The sequence below is a fragment of the Streptomyces sp. NPDC031379 genome (assembly GCF_055569615.1).
Window position 1 is genome coordinate 53,441 of record NZ_JBVIIT010000005.1, and the last position, 20,678, is coordinate 74,118.

General features: G+C 71.2%; 18 protein-coding genes and 1 pseudogene. 10 read left to right on the forward strand and 9 right to left on the reverse strand.

Going from position 1 to position 20,678, the window contains the following annotated elements; genetic code table 11:
* Positions 1-21 precede the first annotated feature (21 nt).
* Genes ACZ5CW_RS08785 through ACZ5CW_RS08805 form a run of 5 tightly spaced genes read right to left on the reverse strand, consistent with a single transcriptional unit; the run spans position 22 to position 6,101 of the window.
* Positions 22-375, reverse strand: a complete 354-nt coding sequence (locus ACZ5CW_RS08785) for a DoxX family protein (RefSeq protein ID WP_468599575.1) — start codon at positions 373-375, stop codon at positions 22-24.
* Positions 372-2,405, reverse strand: coding sequence for an acetoacetate--CoA ligase (locus tag ACZ5CW_RS08790; RefSeq protein WP_468599576.1), 2,034 nt, complete (start codon positions 2,403-2,405; stop codon positions 372-374). The genes ACZ5CW_RS08785 and ACZ5CW_RS08790 overlap by 4 nt, the downstream gene beginning before the upstream one ends.
* Positions 2,402-4,024 carry a bifunctional 3-(3-hydroxy-phenyl)propionate/3-hydroxycinnamic acid hydroxylase MhpA gene (gene mhpA, locus ACZ5CW_RS08795; protein ID WP_468599577.1) on the reverse strand — a complete coding sequence of 541 codons (1,623 nt, stop codon included), beginning with the start codon at positions 4,022-4,024 and terminating at the stop codon, positions 2,402-2,404. Before mhpA ends, ACZ5CW_RS08790 begins: the two co-directional genes overlap by 4 nt.
* Positions 4,021-4,959 (reverse strand): fumarylacetoacetate hydrolase family protein, encoded by a 939-nt coding sequence (locus ACZ5CW_RS08800; protein ID WP_468599578.1) that lies wholly within the window; start codon positions 4,957-4,959, stop codon positions 4,021-4,023. Before ACZ5CW_RS08800 ends, mhpA begins: the two co-directional genes overlap by 4 nt.
* The gene (locus ACZ5CW_RS08805) at positions 4,956-6,101 is read right to left on the reverse strand and encodes a VOC family protein (RefSeq protein ID WP_468599579.1); all 1,146 of its coding nucleotides are present in this window, start codon (positions 6,099-6,101) and stop codon (positions 4,956-4,958) included. The genes ACZ5CW_RS08800 and ACZ5CW_RS08805 overlap by 4 nt, the downstream gene beginning before the upstream one ends.
* 138 nt (positions 6,102-6,239) lie before the next feature.
* Here ACZ5CW_RS08805 and ACZ5CW_RS08810 point away from each other — a divergent pair, with 138 nt between their 5' ends.
* Complete coding sequence (locus tag ACZ5CW_RS08810) at positions 6,240-6,875, forward strand: TetR/AcrR family transcriptional regulator (protein ID WP_468599580.1); 636 nt, start codon at positions 6,240-6,242, stop codon at positions 6,873-6,875.
* Here ACZ5CW_RS08810 and ACZ5CW_RS08815 read toward each other — a convergent pair.
* The 3 genes from ACZ5CW_RS08815 to ACZ5CW_RS08825 all read right to left on the reverse strand — a co-directional run bounded on the left by ACZ5CW_RS08815 (position 6,844) and on the right by ACZ5CW_RS08825 (position 12,035).
* Positions 6,844-7,494 (reverse strand): TetR/AcrR family transcriptional regulator, encoded by a 651-nt coding sequence (locus ACZ5CW_RS08815; protein ID WP_468599581.1) that lies wholly within the window; start codon positions 7,492-7,494, stop codon positions 6,844-6,846. The genes ACZ5CW_RS08810 and ACZ5CW_RS08815 overlap by 32 nt on opposite strands.
* Positions 7,495-7,608: 114 nt before the next feature.
* On the reverse strand, positions 7,609-8,655 hold the full coding sequence (locus ACZ5CW_RS08820) for a zinc-binding dehydrogenase (protein ID WP_468599582.1): 1,047 nt from the start codon (positions 8,653-8,655) through the stop codon (positions 7,609-7,611).
* A 158-nt stretch (positions 8,656-8,813) separates the two neighbouring features.
* The gene (locus tag ACZ5CW_RS08825) at positions 8,814-12,035 is read right to left on the reverse strand and encodes a bifunctional cytochrome P450/NADPH--P450 reductase (RefSeq protein ID WP_468599583.1); all 3,222 of its coding nucleotides are present in this window, start codon (positions 12,033-12,035) and stop codon (positions 8,814-8,816) included.
* Positions 12,036-12,280: 245 nt separating this feature from the next.
* Between ACZ5CW_RS08825 and ACZ5CW_RS08830 the strand changes: the two genes are divergently transcribed.
* From ACZ5CW_RS08830 to ACZ5CW_RS08845, 4 genes are all read left to right on the forward strand, one after another.
* A complete protein-coding gene (locus tag ACZ5CW_RS08830; protein WP_468599584.1) occupies positions 12,281-12,913 on the forward strand; it encodes a TetR/AcrR family transcriptional regulator in 633 nt (210 codons plus the stop codon).
* Between the two features lie 673 nt (positions 12,914-13,586).
* On the forward strand, positions 13,587-13,796 hold the full coding sequence (locus tag ACZ5CW_RS08835; RefSeq protein ID WP_468599585.1) for a ferredoxin: 210 nt from the start codon (positions 13,587-13,589) through the stop codon (positions 13,794-13,796).
* Positions 13,786-15,141: an NAD(P)/FAD-dependent oxidoreductase gene (locus ACZ5CW_RS08840; protein ID WP_468599586.1), complete on the forward strand. Its 1,356-nt coding sequence runs from the start codon at positions 13,786-13,788 to the stop codon at positions 15,139-15,141. The genes ACZ5CW_RS08835 and ACZ5CW_RS08840 overlap by 11 nt, the downstream gene beginning before the upstream one ends.
* 31 nt (positions 15,142-15,172) lie before the next feature.
* Positions 15,173-16,357, forward strand: coding sequence for a cytochrome P450 (locus tag ACZ5CW_RS08845; protein ID WP_468599587.1), 1,185 nt, complete (start codon positions 15,173-15,175; stop codon positions 16,355-16,357).
* A gap of 913 nt (positions 16,358-17,270) precedes the next feature.
* Here the strand turns inward: ACZ5CW_RS08845 and ACZ5CW_RS08850 are convergent.
* A complete protein-coding gene (locus ACZ5CW_RS08850; protein WP_468599588.1) occupies positions 17,271-17,873 on the reverse strand; it encodes a hypothetical protein in 603 nt (200 codons plus the stop codon).
* A gap of 506 nt (positions 17,874-18,379) precedes the next feature.
* Between ACZ5CW_RS08850 and ACZ5CW_RS08855 the strand changes: the two are divergent.
* The 5 genes and pseudogenes from ACZ5CW_RS08855 to ACZ5CW_RS08875 all read left to right on the forward strand — a co-directional run.
* Positions 18,380-18,634, forward strand: a pseudogene (locus ACZ5CW_RS08855) (hypothetical protein); the annotation flags it as partial.
* A gap of 80 nt (positions 18,635-18,714) precedes the next feature.
* On the forward strand, positions 18,715-19,011 hold the full coding sequence (locus ACZ5CW_RS08860) for a hypothetical protein (RefSeq protein ID WP_468599589.1): 297 nt from the start codon (positions 18,715-18,717) through the stop codon (positions 19,009-19,011).
* Positions 19,012-19,144: 133 nt separating this feature from the next.
* Positions 19,145-19,639 carry a DUF5994 family protein gene (locus tag ACZ5CW_RS08865; protein WP_468599590.1) on the forward strand — a complete coding sequence of 165 codons (495 nt, stop codon included), beginning with the start codon at positions 19,145-19,147 and terminating at the stop codon, positions 19,637-19,639.
* A 152-nt stretch (positions 19,640-19,791) separates the two neighbouring features.
* Positions 19,792-20,163 (forward strand): STAS domain-containing protein, encoded by a 372-nt coding sequence (locus tag ACZ5CW_RS08870; protein ID WP_468599591.1) that lies wholly within the window; start codon positions 19,792-19,794, stop codon positions 20,161-20,163.
* Positions 20,160-20,573 (forward strand): DUF5994 family protein, encoded by a 414-nt coding sequence (locus ACZ5CW_RS08875; RefSeq protein ID WP_468599592.1) that lies wholly within the window; start codon positions 20,160-20,162, stop codon positions 20,571-20,573. Before ACZ5CW_RS08870 ends, ACZ5CW_RS08875 begins: the two co-directional genes overlap by 4 nt.
* The last annotated feature ends 105 nt before the right edge of the window (positions 20,574-20,678 follow it).

Here is a 20,678-nt window from a genome sequence, read left to right on the forward strand (position 1 = left end):
GACCTCCGCCGCGGGTTCATGTCATGAGTCGATACCGACAAGGAGCAGGAGATACCAGGCGACCAGTGCGGCGCACACCGCCGCCGGGACGAGTTTCGGCAACCTGTCTCCCTTGCGCACGTGCGTGGTCACAGCACCGGCGAGAAGTATCAGGAGCCCGACGCCGGCCGGCCCTCCGAACAGCGGCAGGACCGGCCCGAGGGCCACACCGATGGCGCCTGCCAGCTCCAGCGCACCGATCACCCGGTAGGCCGCGGGGGTGAAGCCGGCGTGGGCGGCCAGCTCGCGCATCGGACCGAGCGCCATGATCTTGGCCACGCCGAGCAGGGCGAAGATCAGCACGATGAGACAGGCCAGGGCGGTGGAGAGGCTCATGAGGCGTCCTTGACGGTGTGCGGGTGACGGGCCTGGCGGCGTTCCGTTCCCACGCGGGCGAAGTAGGCGACGAGGTCCGGGTTGTCGACCGCCGAGGGATTGAGGACCTGCTCCGCGGGGGCTCCCTGGAGAAGACGCTTGACCGGGACTTCGAGCTTCTTGCCGGTCCTGGTGTGCGGGATTGCCGGCACCGCGATGATCTCGTCGGGGACGTGGCGGGGGGAGGCGCCGGTGCGGATGGCGTCGCGGATCCGGTCGCGCAGGGCCTCGTCCAGACCGACCCCGTCGGCAAGGACCACGAACAGCGGCATCCAGTAGCCGCCGTCGGGTTCCTCCACGCCGATGACGAGGGCCTCGGTGAGCTCGGGGAGGCGTTCGACGATGTCGTGGATGTCGGCGCTGCCCAGGCGCACGCCGTTGCGGTTGAGGGTGGCGTCGGAGCGGCCGTGGACGATCACCGAGCCATGGGAGGAGAGGGTGATCCAGTCGCCGTGCCGCCACACGCCCGGGTAGGCGCCGAAGTAGGTGTCGCGGTAGCGGCTGCCGTCAGGATCGTTCCAGAAGTACAGCGGCATGGAGGGCATGGGACGGGTGACGACCAGTTCGCCTACCTGGTCGACGACCGGCCGTCCTGCGTCGTCGTAGGCCGCGAGTGCGACGCCGAGGTGGGGGGCGGACAGCTCGCCGGCCCAGACGGGCGTCGTGGGGGCGCTGCCGGCGAAGGCGGAGACGACGTCGGTGCCGCCGCTGGTGGAGGCCAGCTGGATTCCCGCACCCACGTGGTCGCGGACCCAGGGGTACGCGGAGGCGGGCAGGGCGGAGCCGGTGCTGCCGATGGCGCGGATGGCCGACAGGTCGTGAGCGGAGGGTTCGACGCCCAGTTTGGCCATGGCCAGCAGGTACTGGGGGCTGGTGCCGAAGACGGTGACCTTGTGGCGGGCCGCCAGCTCCCACAGGACGTCGGGGTGCGCCACCGGCGCGGGGCTGCCGTCGTAGGTGCAGGTGGCGGCGCCGGTCAGCAGGGTGGAGACGACCAGGTTCCACATCATCCAGTGGGTGGTGGTGTACCACAGCAGGCGGTCCCCGACGCCCAGGTCGCAGTGCAGGCCGAGGATCTTGAGGTGTTCGAGCAGGACGCCGCCGTGCCCGTGGACGATGCCCTTCGGCAAGCCCGTGGTGCCGGAGGAGAAGACGATCCACAGAGGGTGGTCGAACGGCACCGGGGTGACGGTGAGGTACTCGGTACGGGTGGCGGCGTCGTCCCAGGGGACCGTCAGGCCCGTGTGCCGGGTCTCGGGCCAGGTATTGCCCAGGTGATCCACGAGCACCGTGGCCTTCAGGCTGGGCAGGGCGTCGGCCAGTTCGAGGGAGGCGGCGCGGCGGTCGTGCGTGGTGCCGTTGAAGAGGTAGCCGTCCGCCGTGATGAGCACCGTGGGTTCGAGCTGGGCGAAGCGGCCGGCCGCGGCCCTGGGTGCGTAGTCCTGGCCGCACACCGACCACACGGCGCCCAGGCTGGCGGTGGCGAGGAAGGCGATGACGGCGTGCGGGGTGTTGGGCAGGTATCCGACCACCCGGTCGCCCTGTCCGACGCCCAGGTCGCGCAGGGTGGCCGAGACGGAGGCGACCCGGGCGCGCAGCTGCCGGCCCGTGATCTCGTAGCCGGTTCCGGTCTCGTCCAGCGCGGTGATCGCGGGAGCGTCCGGGTGCAGGTTGCGCAGCGCGTGGTGGGCGTAGTTGAGGGTGGCGCCGGGGAACCAGCGCGCGCCGGGCATGGTCTCCTCGGTCAGTACCCGCTCGTACGGGGTGGTCGCGTCGACGTCGAAGTACTCCCATACCCCGGCCCAGAATCCCTCCAGGTCGGTGACGGACCAATGGTGCAGGGCCTGGTAGTCGGTGGGGTCCTGGATCCCTTCGGCACGCTGTTGCCTGGCGGCCCAGCGGGCGAAGTCCGCGATACGGCTGCCGGCGACCGCATTCGGGTCGGGCGACAGGAATGGTCTCGAATATGGCGTGGGGTGCTGGGTGGTCATGGCGCGGTGCTCCTCGGCAGGGGGACGGACCGGGCTTCGGCGGTATGGCGGGCCGTGTGCAGCAGGGAGGCCCAGGCGGTGGAGTCCGGGAAGGCGCCGGTGCCGGCAGGGACGGCGCTCATCACGGCGCGGTCGGGCCGCAGCACAACCGCGTCCGCCCGGCCCCGTTCCAGCCAGTCGGCCAGGGTGCCGTCGTCGTCGAGGTCGTCGACGTGGATCGTCGGTGCGTCCAGCGCCATGGCCACGGCCGTCATCTGCGGGGTGGGCGGGACAGCGGTCAGGACGGTGAAGGAGTCTCCCAGCACGTCATCCAGTCGGACTCGCCTGCCGTCGGTGATCACCCAGGGCTGTGGGCAGAAGGTGCCGGCCGGCCCGCGTTTGACGAGCCCGGGACGGCGCCGTACGAGCGGGCCGGCGGTCAGCGCGGGGCTGAGGTCACGGCTCACCGCAGAGGTCACTCCGGGCACGCGGCAGGCCATGCCCACGGCGGCCCGGCGGAGCGCCGCGGCGTGGTCCTGTCCACCCGTCATGGCCCAGCCCATGGCCACCGCGAGCCGGATCACATGGCGGGCGTGCGGTTTGCGCTCGCCCTCGTAGGTGTCCAGCAGCCTGTCGTCTGCGCCCTGGCGGAGAACGCGGGCGAGTTTCCAGGTCAGGTTGCGGGCGTCGCGCAGGCCCGCGCACAGGCCCTGCCCGATGAACGGTGGGGTGAGGTGGGCGGCGTCGCCGAGCAGGAAGACGCGCCCCCGGCGCCACCGGTCGGCGAGGCGGGCCCGGAAGGTGTACTGCGCCTGCCGGATCACCTCGAAGTCGTCGCCCCCCGAGGCGTCGGACGGCACGTCCACCCACGGGGCGACCAGCTCGCGCAGGAGAACCCGGCCGTCCGGGCCGTCCAGGTGTACGTCGGCGGGCAGCCGGAACTCCCAGCGGTAGCGGTCCTCGCCGAGGCGCATGAAGGTGGCGGGCTGGTTGGGGCAGCAGATCTGGTCGACGCCTTCCCATGTGCGCACCGGGCGACTGGTGCGTACGTCGATGACCCGCCAGCTCTCCTCGAAGTGCAGGTCCTCCCACACGGCGCCGATGGCGTCACGGGTGAGACCGCCCGCGCCGTCACAGCCGAGCACGGCGTCGGCCCATACGTGCTCCTCGTCCGTGCCGCCCTCCCGCCGGAAGGTCACCCGGACCGGAGCCGTACCGTCGGTGTCCTGGGTGACGGACACGACCTCCACCCCGCCCCACAGCTCGCACTCCGGGCGGCGCGCAAGAGCGGCGCGCAGCAGGCGCTCCAGGTCCGGCTGGTCGAACATGCTCGTCTGGGGGAAGCCGTGGTGGCCGTGCGGCGACCGCGCGAATTCGGCGATCACGCGGTGCCGGGAGTCCAGCAGTCGCAGGCCGCGCGCCGGTCGGGCGAGGGCGGCGAACTCCTCGTGGACGCCGGCACTTTGCAGGATCCGGCGCACCTCGTCGTCCACGACGACGGCGCGTGGCAGGGGGTAGACGTCCCGGTGGCGTTCCAGGAGGAGGCTGGGCACTCCGTGCCGGGCGAGCAGGAGCGCCGCCGTGACTCCGACGGGCCCCGCACCGATGATCACCACCGGTCTGCGGGCTGCGGCGCTCACGTCGCGTCCGCCACGGCGGTGCGCTGCTCGCCCAGGTCGATGTGCCCGTCGGGGGTGGAGATCGTGGCCGTGACGAGGTCGCCGTTGCGCAGGTAGCGGGGGTTCTTGGCCTGGCCGTTGAAGAACGCCTTCCACTTCAGCGCGGGCGGCAGCAGGGCGGCGATCTTCTCGACCGGCTTGGGCGGGGCCTTCAGGGCGGTGCCGCCGGGAGTGCCGGTGAGCAGCAGGTCACCCGGGTCGAGGTTCTGGAAGCGGGCGAGCAGGGTGAGCGCCTGCGCGGGCCGTACGATCATGTCGGCGAGCGTGCGGTCCTGACGCGGCACGCCGTTGACCGACAGCCGCAGTCGCAGGTCGATCAGGCGGGCGAAGTCCTCGGGCTCCAGCAGGGCCAGGTACGGCCCGGTCGGGGTGAAGGTCGGGTAGGACTTGCTCTCGTAGAACTGGGTCTTGGTCAGCTGCACGTCGCGGGCGCTGACGTCGTTGGTCAGGACGAGCCCGGCGACATACGAAGGCAGGTCCCGCTCTTCCACGACGGTGCCCACCGGCAGCGGCGCACCCATGACGAGGCCGAGTTCCACCTCGTAGTCGAGGAACCTCACGTGCGCCGGGCGGACGATCGCCTCGTGCGGACCGCTGACCGAGCCGGACGCCTTGCGGAAGAAGGCGGGCGGTATGTCGCCGGTGAAACCGGAATCCTTCGCGTGGCTGCGGTAGTTGACCATCTGGGCGACCACCCGGCACGGGGTGGTGACCGGGGTGAGCGCCACCAGGTCGGCGACGGGCGTACCACTCTCGCCGGAGGCGGCGGCCTCCCGTACGGCGGCGCGGTCGGCGAGCAGGTCGGCGGTGGTGACCGCCTTGGTCTCGATGCGGACGGCGCGCTCGTCGCGGACGACCCACCAGCCGTCGCCGGTGCGCAGAACGTCGGTGCTCATGAGTTCATCGCTTTCATCAGGCCCAGCAGGCGTGCGGGGTCGAGTTCGTTGTCGTCGCGCAGGGCCGTCATGACCTCGCGGAGCTTGGCGGGGGAGGGGCTGGTGCCCAGGAAGTCGCGGGTGACGGGCGGGCCCCACTGGGCCAGGCCGCTCGCCGACATCGGCGCCCATCCGGGTTCGAGGTCGCAGGAGAACAGGTCGCCGTCGGCGAAGTGCTCCAGCATGAAGCGGTCGGGGTCGCGCCAGTAGTCGAAGAGCTGGCTGCCCTGGATGTGCCGGCCGATGCCCCAGCTGCGCTGGTAGCCGCGCTCGGCCAGGTACTCCCCGCCGGCGGCGATCGCGTCGAGGTCGGTGACCTGGTAGGCGGAGTGGACGTAGCCGGTCCCGGGCCCGAGGTGCAGGGCGAGAGTGTGGTGGTCCACGGGCGTGCTGCCCTGGTCGCAGCGGATGAACGCCATGGTGGGACCGCGCTCGCGCTGCCCGTCCAGGAACAGGAAGTCGGACACGATCATCCCGAGGGTGTCCAGATACCAGTCCAGGGTGCGGGTGAACGTCCGTGTCTCCAGGACCACATGGCCGAGGCGCTGGATGCGGGACGGCTCGCGGGGCGGACGCTGGGTGGCGTTCGTACGACGGTGGTCGGAACCGAAGTTGAGGATCAACGGCTCCTGCCCGGGCAGCGCGGGCAGTGGCTCGGCACAGTGCACCACCCGGACCGGCAGGCCCGACGGATCGAACAGGGCGACCGACCGGCCACCGCCCGGTACATCGATGTCCCGGACGGTGTGTCCGACGGCCGAGGCCAGCCGGTCCACATCGGCCCGCTCGGCCGCTCGGAACGCCGGCCCGAGGAAGCGGGAGGCATGCCCACGCCGGATGACCATGCAGGGGGAGCCCTCGAACGTGCCGCGCAACCACAGCTCGTGCTCGGTGCGGGCGGCGATCGCGAACCCGAAGTCACGGGCGAACACCTCGGCCCGGTCCAGGTCCGGCTTCTCGAACTCCAGCCAGGCCAGGTCCGCCACCTTGATCACGGGGTTGCGGGCTCGTCCGGGGTGCTCTGCGCGCAGGGCGCCCTGCTCGCTGTGGAGGTCTTGGTGGGGCGTCAGAGGACCGCCCTTGTCAATGGGGATGTGGGACATGGTGTCCTCCAGGCAACACTGCTGTAATGAGGAAATCATCAACTCTGCCGTTTCTCATCGTCAATAGGCACAGCCCAAATAATTGAGGATCTCATCAGTAATGGCAGCGTCATCGTCGCGGCGGTTACACTCAGCCGTATGCCGACGTCAGCCCCACCCAAGAACCGCTTCGAACGGCGCCGCGCCGAGACCCGTCAGGCGCTCGTCCGGGCGGCCCGGCAGATCCTCGCGGAGACCGGGGACACCAGCGCCAGCATCCAGGTCATCGCCGAGCGCGCCGATGTCGGTTTCGGCTCCTTCTACAACCACTTCGAGTCCAAGACGGAGCTGTTCGACGCCGCGGTGACGGACGCCCTGGAGGAGTTCGGGCAGGTCATCGACGAGCGCGTGGAAGGCATCGACGACCCGGCCGAGCTGGTCGCCGCCGGTTTCCGGCTCACCGCCCGGATGGCCGACTCCCATCCGGAACTCCTGCGGATCCTGCGCGACCGCGGTCTGTCCCACATCCACTCGGACAGCGGTCTCTCCCCGCGCGCCTTGCGCGACCTGGAGATCGGCATCGCGTCGGGCCGTTTCACCTGCGGCAACGCGACCACCGCCCTGTCCGCCGTGGGCGGCACCCTGATGTCCCTGGTGGCGCTACGACTGGCCCGCCCCGACCTCGACGGTGACGAGGCCGCCTCCGACCTGGCCGAGATGGTCCTGCGCATGCTCGGCGTCCCTCCGGACGACGCCCATGAGGTCACCCGACGCCCGCTGCCGGACCTCGCCTGACAACGTCCCGCACCCGGAGAGCAGCCGCCCGGGGTGCCACACCGGCGGCGACGAGGAATGCGGTGGCGGCGGCCTCACCCGTGGGGTCCGCCCACGTGCCCGCGGCGTTCTCCTCGACGAAGGTCAGCATCAGTGCTTCCAGCGCCCGGGCGAGGACAGGTGCCGGGACATGGTCTGCGAACACGCCTTGGTGTTGACCGCGCCGTATGGTCGCGACGGCCTCCTCGCGGGCCGGTGCCAGGGCGGCGCGGATCGCCTCCTCTCCCAGGTGGCGTCGCCCCAGGGAGTTGAGCATGCGGTACTGGTCGCCCACCGCCCATGCCGCCAGCACCATCCGCGTCATCGCTTCGAGCGGATCGGCGCCCGGGACACGGGTTGCGGCGAACGCCTGGTGAAGCGCTCGCGCCGCTTCCTGCGTCAGATCGGCGACCAGCGCTTGCCTGCTGGAGAAGTGTCCGTACAGGGTGCGCCGCGCCACGCCGGCCGCAAGAGCGATGCCGTCGAGACTCACGTCGGGGTCGTCCCGCAGTTTCCGGCGAGCGGCCGCGAGGATTCGTCTGCGGTTCCCGTGAGCATCCCTGCGCCGCGGAGTACTGCCCGGGGTGTCGTTCGTCTGCATGGCTCCGTCCCTGCACGGTTCTGCTGCCGGAAGACCCGTGGGCGCCGGTGCTCCCTCACGCACCGGCGCCCACTCACCCCTGCCCGAGGTGGCTTGGTGTCCTGCTGACGGGCGTCAGGGGACGAGGATGAGGCGGATCGGGTCGCCGATCTTGTTCTCCAGGCGGCTGACCGCGTCGGCCGCGTCGACGAGCGGGATGTGGTCCGTGATGGAGGGGGCCAGGTCGAGGCGCCCGGCCGCGGCCAGCCGCACCAGCTCGGAGACCGACTCCGGGAAGCCGCCGTAGTGACCGCGCACCTGCTTCTGCAGGTAGTTGAAGGTCAGGCCCTCGGTGATGGTGAGCGGCTTGGGCGTGATGCCCACCAGGATCAGGGAGCCGCCCAGGCCGAGCACGGAGGCGGCCTGCTCGCGGACGGCGGGTACGCCGGCGCAGTCGAAGGCGAAGTCCAGGCCCCGTCCGTCGGTGGCCGCGCGCACCTGGTCGGCGAAGTCGGGGGCGGCCGGGTCCAGGGCGTGGTCCGCGCCGAAGGCCAGGGCGCGCTCCCGGGCGCCGAGCAGCGGGTCGACGGCGATGATCGGCGCGGCACCGACCAGGCGGGCGAGGCGTACGTTGTGCGCGCCGACTCCGCCCACGCCCCAGACGCCGACGGACTGGGCGGGACGGACGCCCGCGGTGGCGACGACGGCGGCGTAGGGGGTGGAGACCGCGTCGGGGATGATCGCGGCCTGGTCGAAGGGGAGGCTGTCCGGGATGGGGATGAGGGTGTCCTCGCGGGCGATCACGTACTCGGCCCAGCCGCCGTCGTAGTCGATGCCGGCGGTGAGCATCTGGGCGCAGGGGCGGCGGCGCACGCAGCCGGCGCACTTACCGCAGGTCTTGCCGGCTTCCAGGGTGACGCGGGTGCCGGGGGTCAGGCCGCGCTTGAGGTCGGGGCCGAGGGTGTGGATCACGCCGGAGACCTCGTGGCCGACGGTGACCGTGTCAGAGGTGGCGAACAGCGGGACGAGGGAGCCGTCGATCAGGTGGACGTCCGAGAGGCAGACGCCCGCGGCCTTGACCTCGATGAGTACCTCGCCCGGGCCGGGCACGGGGATGGGGACCTCCTCCACGGCGAACTTCTTGCTGTCCAGGTGGAAGCGTCCGGCGAGCATGGTGTCCATGAGGATCTGCTTTCTGTGAGCGGCACTCGGCGGTTCGGCCGAGGGGTGCCATGGGGTGTCCGAGGGTCTTGTGGGGGCCGGGAGGCGTACGGCCGGCAGCGGGGGATGCCGCACGCCTCCCGGCGTCGGGGGGCACACGCCTTGACGGCCTGCGACGGTCAGGCGAAGACGTCCTGCTGGTAGCGCTCGTCCGCCTCCATCTGGGCGAGCCACTGCTGGGCGGTCTCGTCGTCGCTGCCGGTCTTCTGACGGTGGATGGCGGCGAGGGCCTCGCGGACGGCGGGTGCCATACGGCGGCCGTCACCGCAGACGTAGATGTACGCGCCGTCCTCGATGGCCCACCACACCGTGTCGGCCGCGTTCGCGAGGCCGTTCTGCACGAACCGGGCCGGGTGGCCGGTCACCGCGGAGAAGGCGGTGTGGACCTGCGCGATCCCGGCCCGCTCCCAGTCCTGCATCTCCTGCCGGTAGAAGTAGTCGTGCTCGGGGTGGCGGCAGCCGACGAAGACCTGCGACAGACCGACCTCGGTGCCGTTGGCGTGCTGCCAGGCCCGCTCCTCCAGGAAGCCGCGCAGCGGCGCGATGCCGGTGCCGGGGCCGATCAGGATCAGCGGCGTGGCGGGGTCGGCCGGCGGGGCGAACGTCGGGGAGGGAACGCGGACGTAGCCGTAGACGACGTCCCCGGGCTCGAGGCCGGCGATGTAGGAGGAGCAGGTGCCGCGGTACTGGCCGTCGCCGGACAGGGCCGGGCCCTCCAGCAGGCCGACGGTCAGGCGCACGTGGCGCGGATTGGCCGACGGGGCGGAGGAGATGGAGTAGAAGCGCGGACGGATCGGCCCCATCATCTCCAGGAACACGGCCAGCGGCAGCTCGACCGCGGGGAAGCGCTCCAGCAGGCCCAGCACCGAGACCCGCTTGCCGAGGATCTCCTTCTGGTAGTGCTCCTCGGCCTCCTGGGTGTCGGCCGCGTACGCCTGGAGCTGCGGCCGCGTCCATGGGCACTGGGTGTACTCGGCCAGGGTCTGGATCTGGGAGCGGGTGGCCACGTCCTGCAGCTCCAGGAACTCGGTGAGCAGGATGCCGGCGGTGACGGGCACGCCGACCGGCAGGTGGGTGCGGCCGCCGCCGGGCTGGTCGAGCCGGAGCACCTGGCCGTAGTCGACGCCGAGCCGCCTCAGTGCGCGCTCCACCAGGACGGCTTCGTTCTTGGCGAAGACGGCGAGATGGTTGCCGGTGTCGTAGGTGACACCCTCGGGCAGCTCGACGGTGATGGACTTCGCGGACGGGCGCGGCGGCTCGATGCTGAAGTCCCACAGGCCGGTCGCGTCGGCCACGAGTTCCTCGTTGGCCACCACCGTGAGCGGATACGCCTGCTCGGAGACGATGGCGGGGCGCACGTCGGACTCGGTGAGCAGCTGGACCTGGTAGCGCGGGCCGCTCGCCGCGGAGGTGTCGGCGGCGTACTCCTCGGCCAGGGTGGCCCAGAGGTTGTCCATCCACCGCGTGGCCATGCCGTCGAAGTCACCGGCGGCGTCCGCGATGCCGCGCTCGACGACGGGGGTGGCGCCGGCGGCCAGCAGACCTTCCTCGATCCGCTTGGGGAATGCCTGGAAGGTGGCCACCCACTGCGTGTTGCCGGCGCCCAGCAGCGCGAACCGCACGTCGGCCAGTGAACCCTCGGGCAGTCCGGCGGCGAGCAGGTCGTCGAAGCGCTGGGCGTTGTCGGGCGCCTTGCCGTTGTAGCTGGCGGCGACGACGACGAGCAGGCCCGCGGTGGGCAGGTGGTCGCCGAGATCGTCCAGGCTCGTCAGCGTGGTGCCGAAGCCGGAGCGCTCACCGCGGTCGGCGACGGTGCGCGCGAGGTCCTCGCAGGAGCCGAGGCTGGAGCCGTAGGCGACGGTCAGGTTCACCCCGACACCGCTGACCGCTGTCTGCGCCTGCGTGTCGCCGGCCTGCGGGTCGGCGGCGCCGAAGACGGTCCGCTGGTGCTCCTGACGCCTGCGGACGACCAGCTGGAAGTCGCCGGGCTTGCGGGTCAGCGCCTCGCGGACGTCCATCCGGTAGTCGGCGGTGTCGGAGAACCGGAACTTCTGCAGTACCAGCGCCAGGGCCAGGCGGGCCTCGGTGAGCGCGAACTGCCGGCCGATGCAGGCACGCACACCGTTGCCGAACGGCTTGTAGGCGTGCGGGTGCTGCTCGGCGCGGTTCTCCGGCAGCCACCGGTCGATGTCGAACTCCTCCGGGCGGTCCCACGCCTTGGGGTGGGAGTGCAGTGCGCCCATGAGGATGTTGGCCCTGGTCCCCTTCTTCAGCTCGTACCGGTCACCGATGACGGTGCCGTCGATGGGCGCCTTGGCGATCATCGGGATGGGAGCCCACAGGCGCAGGGTCTCCTCCAGGATCCGCGGGATGACGTCCAGCTGCATGATCGTGTCGTAGTCCGGGACCGTGTCACCGGGCAGCAGGCGGTCCACCTCGGCGTACGCCTGCGCCAGGACGTGCGGGTTGCGCATCAGCGAGTACGTGGCGAACGACAGCAGGCCACTGGTGGTCTCGTGCCCGGCGATCAGGAAGGTCACCACCTGGTCGCGGACGTTGTCGTCCGCCAGCAGCTCGCCGGTCTCCGGGTCGGTGGCCTCCAGCATGAGGCCGAGCAGGTCCTCCTCGCCGCTGCCCCTCCCTTCGCGACGCTCCTTGATCACGTTCTCGACCAGGTCGCGCATCAACTGGATGTTCTCGCGGTACTTCCTGTCGTCCGCCTTCCGGAGCCTGGTCATCATCGGCAGCTCCTGGGAGCGCCGCAGCGACTCGACCAGCGCCTCCAGCAGCGCGTTGAGGAAGGGGTGCAGCTCCTCCTCGGCGAAGGAGCCGAACCGGTAGCCGAAACCCGACAGAGCGATGGTGTCCAGGGTGAGCCGGGTGTAGTCGTCGGTGATGTTGACCGGCTGACCCTCCCGGCTCTCCCACTTGCCGACCAGGTTCTGGGCGATCTCCAGCATCTGCCCGTAGTAGGTCTTCATGGCCCGCTGGCTGAAGGCCGGCAGGAGGATCCGGTGGGCCATGGCCCATTCCTCTTCGTGCTGGTGGGCCGTGAACAGCCCCGCCCCCGTGAAGTCCCGCACATGGTTCAGCGGCGTCTTCTCGATCTGCTTGAAGAACCGCGTCTCGTCGCAGACCTCGGCCACCAGGTCCGGGTCGTAGACGAAGACCTGTTCGATGCCGGCGATGTCCATGCCGTAGATGCCCTCGGGGAACTGCTGAGACAGCTCGTTGAAGTACTCGACGGGGTTGGTGTCGGGGATCTGCGGCGTGTGGCCGAGCAGGGGGATCCCGCGCGGGGACCGGATGGGGCGAAGGCCGTTCGCGGAGTGCGTGGTCATGGCTTGCTCCTGTGTGGGAGGGGGATGGGCACGGGCGCGGTGCGCTGGTCGATGCCGTGGCGCCTCACGGAAACATACGCCGTATGGAACCAGTACCGTACGTCGTATGGAAACGCGACGCAACCTCCGGCGGTGCGGCTGAAGCCTGTGATCAAGGTCATTTCCATACGGTGTACGAAACTGATACCGTACGAGGTATGGAAAAGAAGGTGAGGCGTCCCCCGCGGGGAACGAGGAAGAGAGACGTGCCTCTGACCGAGGCCGGGATCCATACCGCCGCCCTGCGGCTCATCGACGAGGACGGGGTCGAGGCGCTCACCATGCGCAAACTCGCCACCGTGCTCGATGCGAACCCGATGTCGCTGTACCACCACGTGCCGAACAAGGAAGCCGTGCTGCGCGGCGTGGCGAGAATGGTCGGCGCCCAGTTCCGCACCGTGACGCTTCAGGACGCTCCCTGGCAGGAGCGCATCCGTCTGCTCGCCACGGATTTCCGGACCCTGGCGCACCGTCACCCCAATCTGATGGCCTACTCGTTCAGCCACCAGCCGGACTTCATCCAGCCCGACGATCCGTTCTGGACCGCGCTCACCGCGATCGTGGCCGCCGCGGGAGTGCCGGAGTCGGAGGTCTCGGAGGCCGCCGCTCTGGTGGTCGCCGTCGTCGTCGGTGTCCTCGCCGCCGAACTCAACGGTTCGCTTCACCAGTGGGCGAGCCTCAAGCCCCCCGGTCCCGCCGCCGGCGAAGCCGAGTCCTCGGACGCGGACCCGTCGGGGCCCGTCCAGGACCGCAGGTTCCGCATGGTGATGGACACGCTCATCGCGGGCCTGGAAAGCCGGCTTGCCGCCGAACGTGACAGCCGGGGCCCCGGCCGTTGAGTCCCGGCTTCTGAGGCGTCGCGGCCTGGGGCGCCGCCCCTGATCGGGCGAGTTCGGTCCGCGACGCACTGGGAGTACCCCTCACATGCGGGAATACGATCCCGGGGTGGCGAACAGCGGGGTGGGCCTTACAGGGCGGCGCCGCCACTGACAGGGCCGCGGTCCGGATACCCGAGCGGCCCCCGTCGGGAGCGGGTCGACCAGGGACTGGCCGGCGAGTATCTCGAGGACTTTCTGGTGCAGCCAACCGCGACCGGCCTGCGGGTGTGACGACGGCTGCGAACACCGGCTCGTCATCGATGTCGGCCACCCGCCGCCCTGCGGCCGTACTCGCGCCGGCAGCGGCAAAGGTCTGGCGAGTGGGTGTCCGTGAGTGTCGCGTCGAGGGAGGGTGGGCCGAACCCGGCCTCGACTCCGGGCAGGCGATGTGCAGCGCCTGGCGTGTTCCGAGCCACACTTCCATACGTTGTATGGAAGTGTCGAAGTGGCGCGCGTCACCGGGATGCCGTCTGCTGACCAAGCCGCACAACTGACGTTGATTACACCGGAGTCGACTGTTCCCGACCTCGTCGGCGCGCCGGGGTTCGGCGTTCCGCAGCCGCGACATGCGGGCCTGCGATTCCCGGCCCATGCTGGACACGAGGGGGGTGAGACAACGGAGGAAGTGGTGGAGATGCGGACCGTTGTCGACCTCACGCGCTGCCAGGGCTATGCACAGTGCGTGTTCCTCGCGCCGCAGGTGTTCGAGCTGCACGGCGAGGAGGGACTGCTGTACGCCACGGCCGTCCCCGACCACCAGGTCGAACGCGTGCGTCAGGCCGCGGCGGCGTGCCCGGTCCAGGCGATCCTGCTCGGGGAAGAGGTGAACGTCGGTGCCCGATGACCTTAAGCGCGGCCGTATCGTCATCGTCGGCGCGTCGCTGGCCGGGTTGCGGGCCGCCGAGGCGCTGCGCGAGGAGGGCTTCACCGGTTCACTGACCCTGGTCGGCGACGAACCCCACGCACCCTACGACCGGCCGCCGCTGTCCAAGCAGGTGCTGCTCGGGCAGGCGACGGCGGACACCACAGAGCTGCCGATGCGCCGGGATCCCGAGGCGGAATGGCGTCTGGGCGTGCGCGCCACCGGTGTGGATCTGCTGGCGAAACGGGTGCTGCTGGAGGACGGAGAGTCGCTGCCGTACGACCGGCTGCTGATCGCCACCGGCACCCGGGCGCGGCCCTGGCCCAACCCGGAGGAAGCCGCCCTGGACGGGGTGTTCACCCTGCGCACCCGGGAGGACGCCGCCGGGCTGGCCGAACGGCTGGATGCGAGGCCGGAGCGGGTGCTGGTGATCGGCGGCGGCTTCACCGGCTCGGAGATCGCCTCGGCCTGCCGGGAGCTGGAGCTTGCGGTCACGGTCACCGAACGCGGCCCCGCGCCCCTGGTCGGCGCTCTCGGCGGCACCTTGTCGAAACTCGCGGCGGTCATGCAGCGCAACCACGGCGTGGACCTGCGCACCGGGGTGACGGTCACCGCCCTGCGCGGCAACGGCAGTTTCACCAGCGCGGAGCTGTCGGATGGCAGCCGCGTGGACGCGGACGTGTGCGTCGTCGCGCTGGGTGCGATCCGCAATGTCGAATGGCTGGCGGACTCCGGCCTGGCGGCAGGCCCGCGCGGTATCGCCTGCGACGCCGGGTGCCGGGCCTTCAACATGTACGGCATCGTCACCGACGACGTCTTCGTGGCCGGCGACGTCTCCCGCTTCCCCCACCCGCTGTTCGGCTACCAGATGCTGTCCCTGGAGCACTGGGGAAACGCGGTGGAGCAGGCCCAGGTGGCGGCCCACAACATGGTCAACCCCGGGCCGCTGCAGCGACCGCACCTGGCCGTCCCGTCGTTCTGGTCGACCCAGTTCGGACTCAACATCAAGTCCGTGGGCGTACCCACCTACTCCGACCACGTGGTCATCGCCCAGGGCTCCCTGGAGGCACGTCGTCTGGCCATGGTCTACGGCTACCAGGGCCGGGTCACCGCCGCGGTCACCGTCGACATGGCCAAGTCACTCGACTACTACCGGCACCTGATCGAGACGGCTGCGCCGTTCCCGCCGCCGCCCGGCGCGCAGGACCGGGCGATCGCGGCCGACATCCCGATCCCCTCTCTCGTGCCGGATCCGTCAGGGTTGTCCCACGGCCCGACCGTCGCGCTCACCGGCCATCTTCCCGACCGCAGACTGACCGTGGTGTAGCCCACGTCCCGCCGACCCACGAGGATCCGCCATGGAATCCGAGACCCTGCTGGCACGGATCACCGACTACGCCAGCCGCCCCGACCCCTACCCGCTGTATGCGGAACTCCGCGAGGCCGGTCCCGTGGTACGGCAGACAGACGGCAGCTACCTGATCGGCACCTACCACGAGATCGCCGCTCTGCTCCACGACCCGCGGATGAGTGCCGACCCCCGCACCCGGGGGGCAGTGACCCACAAGCCGCCGTTCCTCCGGCTCGACGACCCCGAACACCACAGGCTGCGCACCCTGGCCATGCGGCCGTTCGGCCCGCCGCACAGCCCCGACCGGGTCGACTCCATGCGCGGCGAGATCGACCGGATCACCACCGAACTGCTGGCGTCCTTCGAGGCCGGCCGGCAGATCGACATCGTCGACGACTTCGCCTACCCGCTGCCCGTCACGGTGATCTGCCGGCTGCTCGGCATACCGCGCGAGGACGAGCCGCTGTTCAGGGCCTGGTCCGACGCGCTGGTCGCAGCCGCCGACGTCAGGCCCGACGACGACTCCACCGAGACGGACAAAGCCGGCGACCAGGCACGGATGGAGATGGGCGGGTACCTGGTGAACCTCGCCGAGCAGCGTCGCGGCGATCCGGGCGACGACATGCTCTCCGCCTTCGTCAACGAACCGGACCCGGCCCTGCGACTCACCCGGGAGGAACTCGCGGAAACCGCCGTGCTGTTGCTCATCGCCGGGCACGAGACGACGGTCAACCTGATCACCAACGGGGCGCTCACCTTCCTGCGCCGGCCCGAGCAGCTGGACCTCCTGCGCCGCGAACCGGACCTGCTGCCGCGAGCGGTGGAGGAACTGCTGCGCTACGAGCCCCCGGTCCACATGCGCGAGCGCATCCCGCACGCCGACATGGACGTCGCCGGCACCAAGATCCCGCAACACGCGTCCGTCATTCTGGCGCTGGCCTCGGGCAACCGCGATCCCATGCGTTTCCACGAGCCCGACCGGTTCGACCCCGCCCGCGCGGACAACCAGCACCTCGGCTTCGGCAGTGGTATCCACGTGTGCTACGGCAGCCCCCTCGCCCGCATCGAGGCGTACGCCGCGCTCGGCGCGCTGCTTCCCCGCCTCGGCAGCGCCCGCCTGGTCGAAGACCCGCCCCCGTACCGGCAGAACGCCATGCTCCGCGGACCCCGCCACCTGCCCGTCCATATGTGAAGCCGTGCAGCCACGGCGCCCTCGGGCCCGCGCACTGCGACGTACCCAGGTCGCCTCGTGGGACCTGCCGCACGAAGTGGCCGCCGTCCCGACAGCCCGGCACCTGGCCGTCCGTCATGACGTCTTCGTGCGTCGCGGAAGCGATGGCTACCGAAGTCCCTTCCGGCAGTCGGGACTTCGATGCCGGAAGGCAGCGTCGGAGCGACACCTCGGGCAGGGCCCGGAACGCCTTTCGGAGGGCCGATGGTCGTACGGCGCGGTCGTCGCGTCGGCCGAGGGGGAGGGCCGCGGTGGCGGCGTCGGCGGCGGGACGTTCACCGCGGCGGCGAGGTCGAGGCCGAGCACGCCGATAGGGGGGTCTTCCCTGCTCGAACGGAGTCGCGCGGGCGCTGTCGTGTCGGCCGTGCGGCCGGGTACTCGAAGAAGGGCACATCGGGGCTCCGATGTCTTCTGTGACCCGTCGGCCGGGAGTCCCGGGACGCGGTGTGGTCTGCGCGGGAAGACGGCGGCGACGTGGTGGAGGGCTTGAGGTCCGACGGAGAGCACGAGCGGCGGCTGTCGGCGGCGGAGCCGGCTCTGTGGCAGCAGGTGGGCGAGCAGCCGGGCACGGCCGTTCCCGCGATCGACCTGGCCGGGCGGATCGCCGCGGTCAACCCGGCCGCCGAGCGGCTGCTGGGACGCGCGGCGGCGTTGGTGTACGGGCAGGACCGGCATCACCTGTGCCATCGGGACCCGGGAGATGCCCTCATCCCGGGGGAGCGCTGCCCGGCCCTCGCGCACGAACCACTGGACACCCTGTGCGACCAGCCGTCGGCCCGGATGCCCCCCGGCAGCACCGACGACATCGCCCTTCTCACCCTGCGCCTGCCCGTGCCCCTGACCGGGGCCGAAGCGGGATCCATGACGGGGTTGCTCACGTCCCCGGAGCCAGCACCAGAATGCGGAACGGACCGGGCGGCACGGCCTGGAGGGTGTCGTCCCCGGCGTACCGCCAGCCCCAGGACCGCATTGTCTCAACGGTCCTGTCGTCCCGGCCGTCCACAAGTGCGACGCCGAGCGTAGCTCCGTGGTCGGCGAGCAAACGCCGCTGCAGGCGCCGGGCGAGGTTCCAGACGTGGTCCCGGTGCTCCCGGCGCACGCGCGGCGGGACGACGATGCCGGAGACGACGAAGAGCCGCCCGGAGGCGGCTCGGCGGAGCAGACTTGCCCGAACGTGTCCGTCGAAGCCCGCCCACCATGGACCTGCGCCGCCCGTGGGGAAGCCGTAGGCGTATCCGGTCAGGGCGGTGGTCTCCGCGATCAGCAGCGAGAACCCCGGTCGTCGTGCGTCGGCCGCGAGATGGCGCAGGAAGGCGGCGCGCGCCTGGTTCCACGCCCATGGGTCGCCTCCGGAGGTCTCCGCGTACAGGTCGCCGAACTCCTGCAGGCGGTCCGCGACCTGACCACGCGTCAGTGGACGGACACGTTCCGCAACCTGGGGCGAGGACCTGCGCTCCCTCTTCGGCGGGCCCGGCATGCGGGTACGCGGCCTGCCCCGTACGGGCCGGAGCGCTGGGAGGGCCAAGGTCGTCGGGAGGAACACCTGCGCGGTCATGACCAACCCTGCCCCGGGCGCGGACCAAGGCCGCCCCGGCGTCGTCGATCCCCGAGAGCGGCACCGATGCCTGAGGCGGTGCGCGGCGTGCCCTCGGTGTCTCCACCCTACTCCGAGCCGGCTCCGCCCCGGCGGGCCCGGCGGTCTCGCCGACGCCTGCGGCAGCCGACGCCGAGAACGGCACCGGCCGTCCGCGAGTGGTCGCTGTCCTCCGGCCCAGGCCGGCTCGCCTGGCCACCGGGCTCGGCCGGGCGACCGGCAGGCGGCCGGTCGCCCGCCCGGTCATGGGACGCACGGCCGCCCTTACCCGGCATACCCTTCAAAGGGAGGCCGCCGTGGAAACGTGACGCAGCCCCCGTACAGATGCCCGGTGCGTCGGGCAGCGACCGGAATCATGGTGCGTACCCGTCGCCTGTCAGGAGGTCCGTATGGAGCACGAGCCCTTTCCCTCCGAGGACCACGCCGAGGTCCGCATCGTCGCCGCGACGCCGGAGGTCGCCCGGCGCGTCGCCGAAGTACTCCGGCGCTGTTTCGCCTCGACCGAGCAGCGCAGCTACCCCGCCGGTCGCGAAGGAGGGACCCGGCTCCATCTCACCCTCGACACCGCGCACACCGCGGAACCCGCACGGTCCTGGCTCGCGACCAGCAAATCGACGGAGCAGGCGCACGCTCACGCCGACGAGGTGGGAACCGGGTCCGTGAGGCCACGAGGATCCGCCGGCGCGTCCGTCCCCCGGCGGCCGTCACCCGGAGAACGACAGCCATGACAAAACTCCGCGAACGCAAGAACAACCGGGAGGCGGTCCTGCGATCCCTGTACGGGGCCGTCGAACGCAATCGCCCCGAGGTCAGCGGATCGGTGCTCCGCGCCGAGCTGGGCCTGCCCGACGAGGACCTCTCCGCCGCCTGCGCCTATCTGGCTGACGAGGGCCTGATCAGCGTGGACTGGACCTCGCACCGGACCCCCGCGGCCGTCTCGCTGACACATGAGGGCATCTGCCTGATGGAGGAGGTGGAGGAGGAACAGGAGAGGGCAGAGAGGACGGAGCCGGACGACTGACCCGTCCGCTTCTCCCCGGCCAGGAGTAGCCTGACCGTACCGAGAGTTTTTCGCGCAGCGCTTCCGGCGGTGCCGTTCCCGGCGAGGGACGAAACGGGCAGTCGTCCTACGGCTCCCGGGACGGGACCGCACGATGGAACCCACCAGAACGCCGGCCGAAGGCGCGTCCGGTGCCGACGCGCACACGTATCGCATGCCCTCGCCCCGCCTGACCCTCACTCCGGACGTCAGTCACGGCCCGCTGGACGGGGCCTGGTGGCCGCACTGCGATGCGCTGGAGCTCGAACTTCCCTCGCTCGTCGGCTCGTTGGAGCCGGACCCGGGGGCCGCGATACGGGTCACCGTGGACCCCGCCGAATGGCCCGACGCCCCGCACACGGTCATGGCGCCCGGCCGGGTGATCGCCGTGGATCCGGCCGGACCCGGAGGCGACGCGCACGTGATCACCCTGGACTGCGGCACCGTGGGGCGCTGGGTGCTCCTGGTCGTCCCGCCCGAGGAGCCCGCCGGAACAGCCGTCCGGCTGCTGGCCGCCGCAGCCGACCCCGAGAACCCGCTGACCGCCGCGCGCATGCTGGCGCTCGCCGAAACGGGTCGCCCGTTGGGCGCGACCGGGGAGGCGGAATGAGGCACAGGGCCGCTTGGGAGCCCGCGGCAGGGACGACCGACCGGCCTCAACCACCATCCGCGCGCGAGTCGTTGCCCACTCGGCACGATGCGTATGCGCTCTTCGAGGAGTGCCGCATCGTCCGCGCCCATGGCGAACCGGACACGCGGACCGTGGCACCACTGGTCCGTGCCCTGACCGAGGCCCGCGCGGCCCGGCCCGGACGGCTCCTCCTGGTCGTGGACCCGAGCGAGGTGACTTTCACCGACTCCAGCATCCTGCCGCCACTGTCCGAGGCGTGGGCCGACCGCCGCGCCCGGGGCGGCCGGCTGCGCACCGTCCACGACAACCACACGACCGACCTGGTCTTCCGCCACACCGGCCTGCTCGACCGCTTCCCCGCCTACGCGACCGTACAGGACGCCTGGGAGGGTCGAACGGCCGAAGCACTCCGCCTCATCGCGTGCTCGCTCCCGGCCGCCCAGGCGCACCCTCGGGCCGAGGACGACGTGCCGCGCCGAACCACTCGACAGGACACCTCATGAGCAACCGACAACGGCACCTGCGGCCGGCCCCGCCCCTCCTCCGCCTGTACCTCGCGCCCGAGGGCACCCTGCCACGCCGCATCGACGGGGCCTGGTGGCCGCGTACCTTCGATCTCCTGGCGGAGCTCCCGCCGCTGCTGTCCGGTCTGCCCCGTGCCTGGGGCCAGATCGTCAGTGTCCTGGTGAACGGGGCGTGGACCGGGGCACCGGGCCGCATGCTCGTCTGCAACCAAGTCGTCCGGCTGCGCAGGACCACCACGGCGCACACGCCGAGCACCATCGTTCTGATGGCCCCCGCCCATGGGCGCCGGGATCTGCTGGTGGTGTCACCGGAGGCCACCGAGCACGCCGCCGAATCGCTTATGTCCGCAGTGGGACTGACACCGGAGCAGGGCTACTTCGCAAGCTGAGTGCGCGGGTGGTCCGTCCAGCGGCACAGGCAGGCACATCCGAACGAGGATGCGCTCGGTTGGTGATCGCTTTCCGGAGAGCGCGTCTTCGCAGGTCAGTGCCTC

Excerpts from the sequence above, each read along its gene's own strand:
- ACZ5CW_RS08865 (WP_468599590.1), top strand. The coding sequence starts at position 19,145 with ATGGAACCCACCAGAACGCCGGCCGAAGGCGCGTCCGGTGCCGACGCG.
- ACZ5CW_RS08860 (WP_468599589.1), top strand. The coding sequence starts at position 18,715 with ATGACAAAACTCCGCGAACGCAAGAACAACCGGGAGGCGGTCCTGCGA.
- ACZ5CW_RS08800 (WP_468599578.1), bottom strand. The coding sequence starts at position 4,959 with ATGAGCACCGACGTTCTGCGCACCGGCGACGGCTGGTGGGTCGTCCGC.
- ACZ5CW_RS08845 (WP_468599587.1), top strand. The coding sequence starts at position 15,173 with ATGGAATCCGAGACCCTGCTGGCACGGATCACCGACTACGCCAGCCGC.
- ACZ5CW_RS08820 (WP_468599582.1), bottom strand. The coding sequence starts at position 8,655 with ATGGACACCATGCTCGCCGGACGCTTCCACCTGGACAGCAAGAAGTTC.
- ACZ5CW_RS08850 (WP_468599588.1), bottom strand. The coding sequence starts at position 17,873 with ATGCCGGGCCCGCCGAAGAGGGAGCGCAGGTCCTCGCCCCAGGTTGCG.
- ACZ5CW_RS08790 (WP_468599576.1), bottom strand. The coding sequence starts at position 2,405 with ATGACCACCCAGCACCCCACGCCATATTCGAGACCATTCCTGTCGCCC.
- ACZ5CW_RS08875 (WP_468599592.1), top strand. The coding sequence starts at position 20,160 with ATGAGCAACCGACAACGGCACCTGCGGCCGGCCCCGCCCCTCCTCCGC.
- ACZ5CW_RS08805 (WP_468599579.1), bottom strand. The coding sequence starts at position 6,101 with ATGTCCCACATCCCCATTGACAAGGGCGGTCCTCTGACGCCCCACCAA.
- ACZ5CW_RS08815 (WP_468599581.1), bottom strand. The coding sequence starts at position 7,494 with ATGCAGACGAACGACACCCCGGGCAGTACTCCGCGGCGCAGGGATGCT.
- ACZ5CW_RS08810 (WP_468599580.1), top strand. The coding sequence starts at position 6,240 with ATGCCGACGTCAGCCCCACCCAAGAACCGCTTCGAACGGCGCCGCGCC.
- ACZ5CW_RS08835 (WP_468599585.1), top strand. The coding sequence starts at position 13,587 with ATGCGGACCGTTGTCGACCTCACGCGCTGCCAGGGCTATGCACAGTGC.
- ACZ5CW_RS08785 (WP_468599575.1), bottom strand. The coding sequence starts at position 375 with ATGAGCCTCTCCACCGCCCTGGCCTGTCTCATCGTGCTGATCTTCGCC.
- ACZ5CW_RS08825 (WP_468599583.1), bottom strand. The coding sequence starts at position 12,035 with ATGACCACGCACTCCGCGAACGGCCTTCGCCCCATCCGGTCCCCGCGC.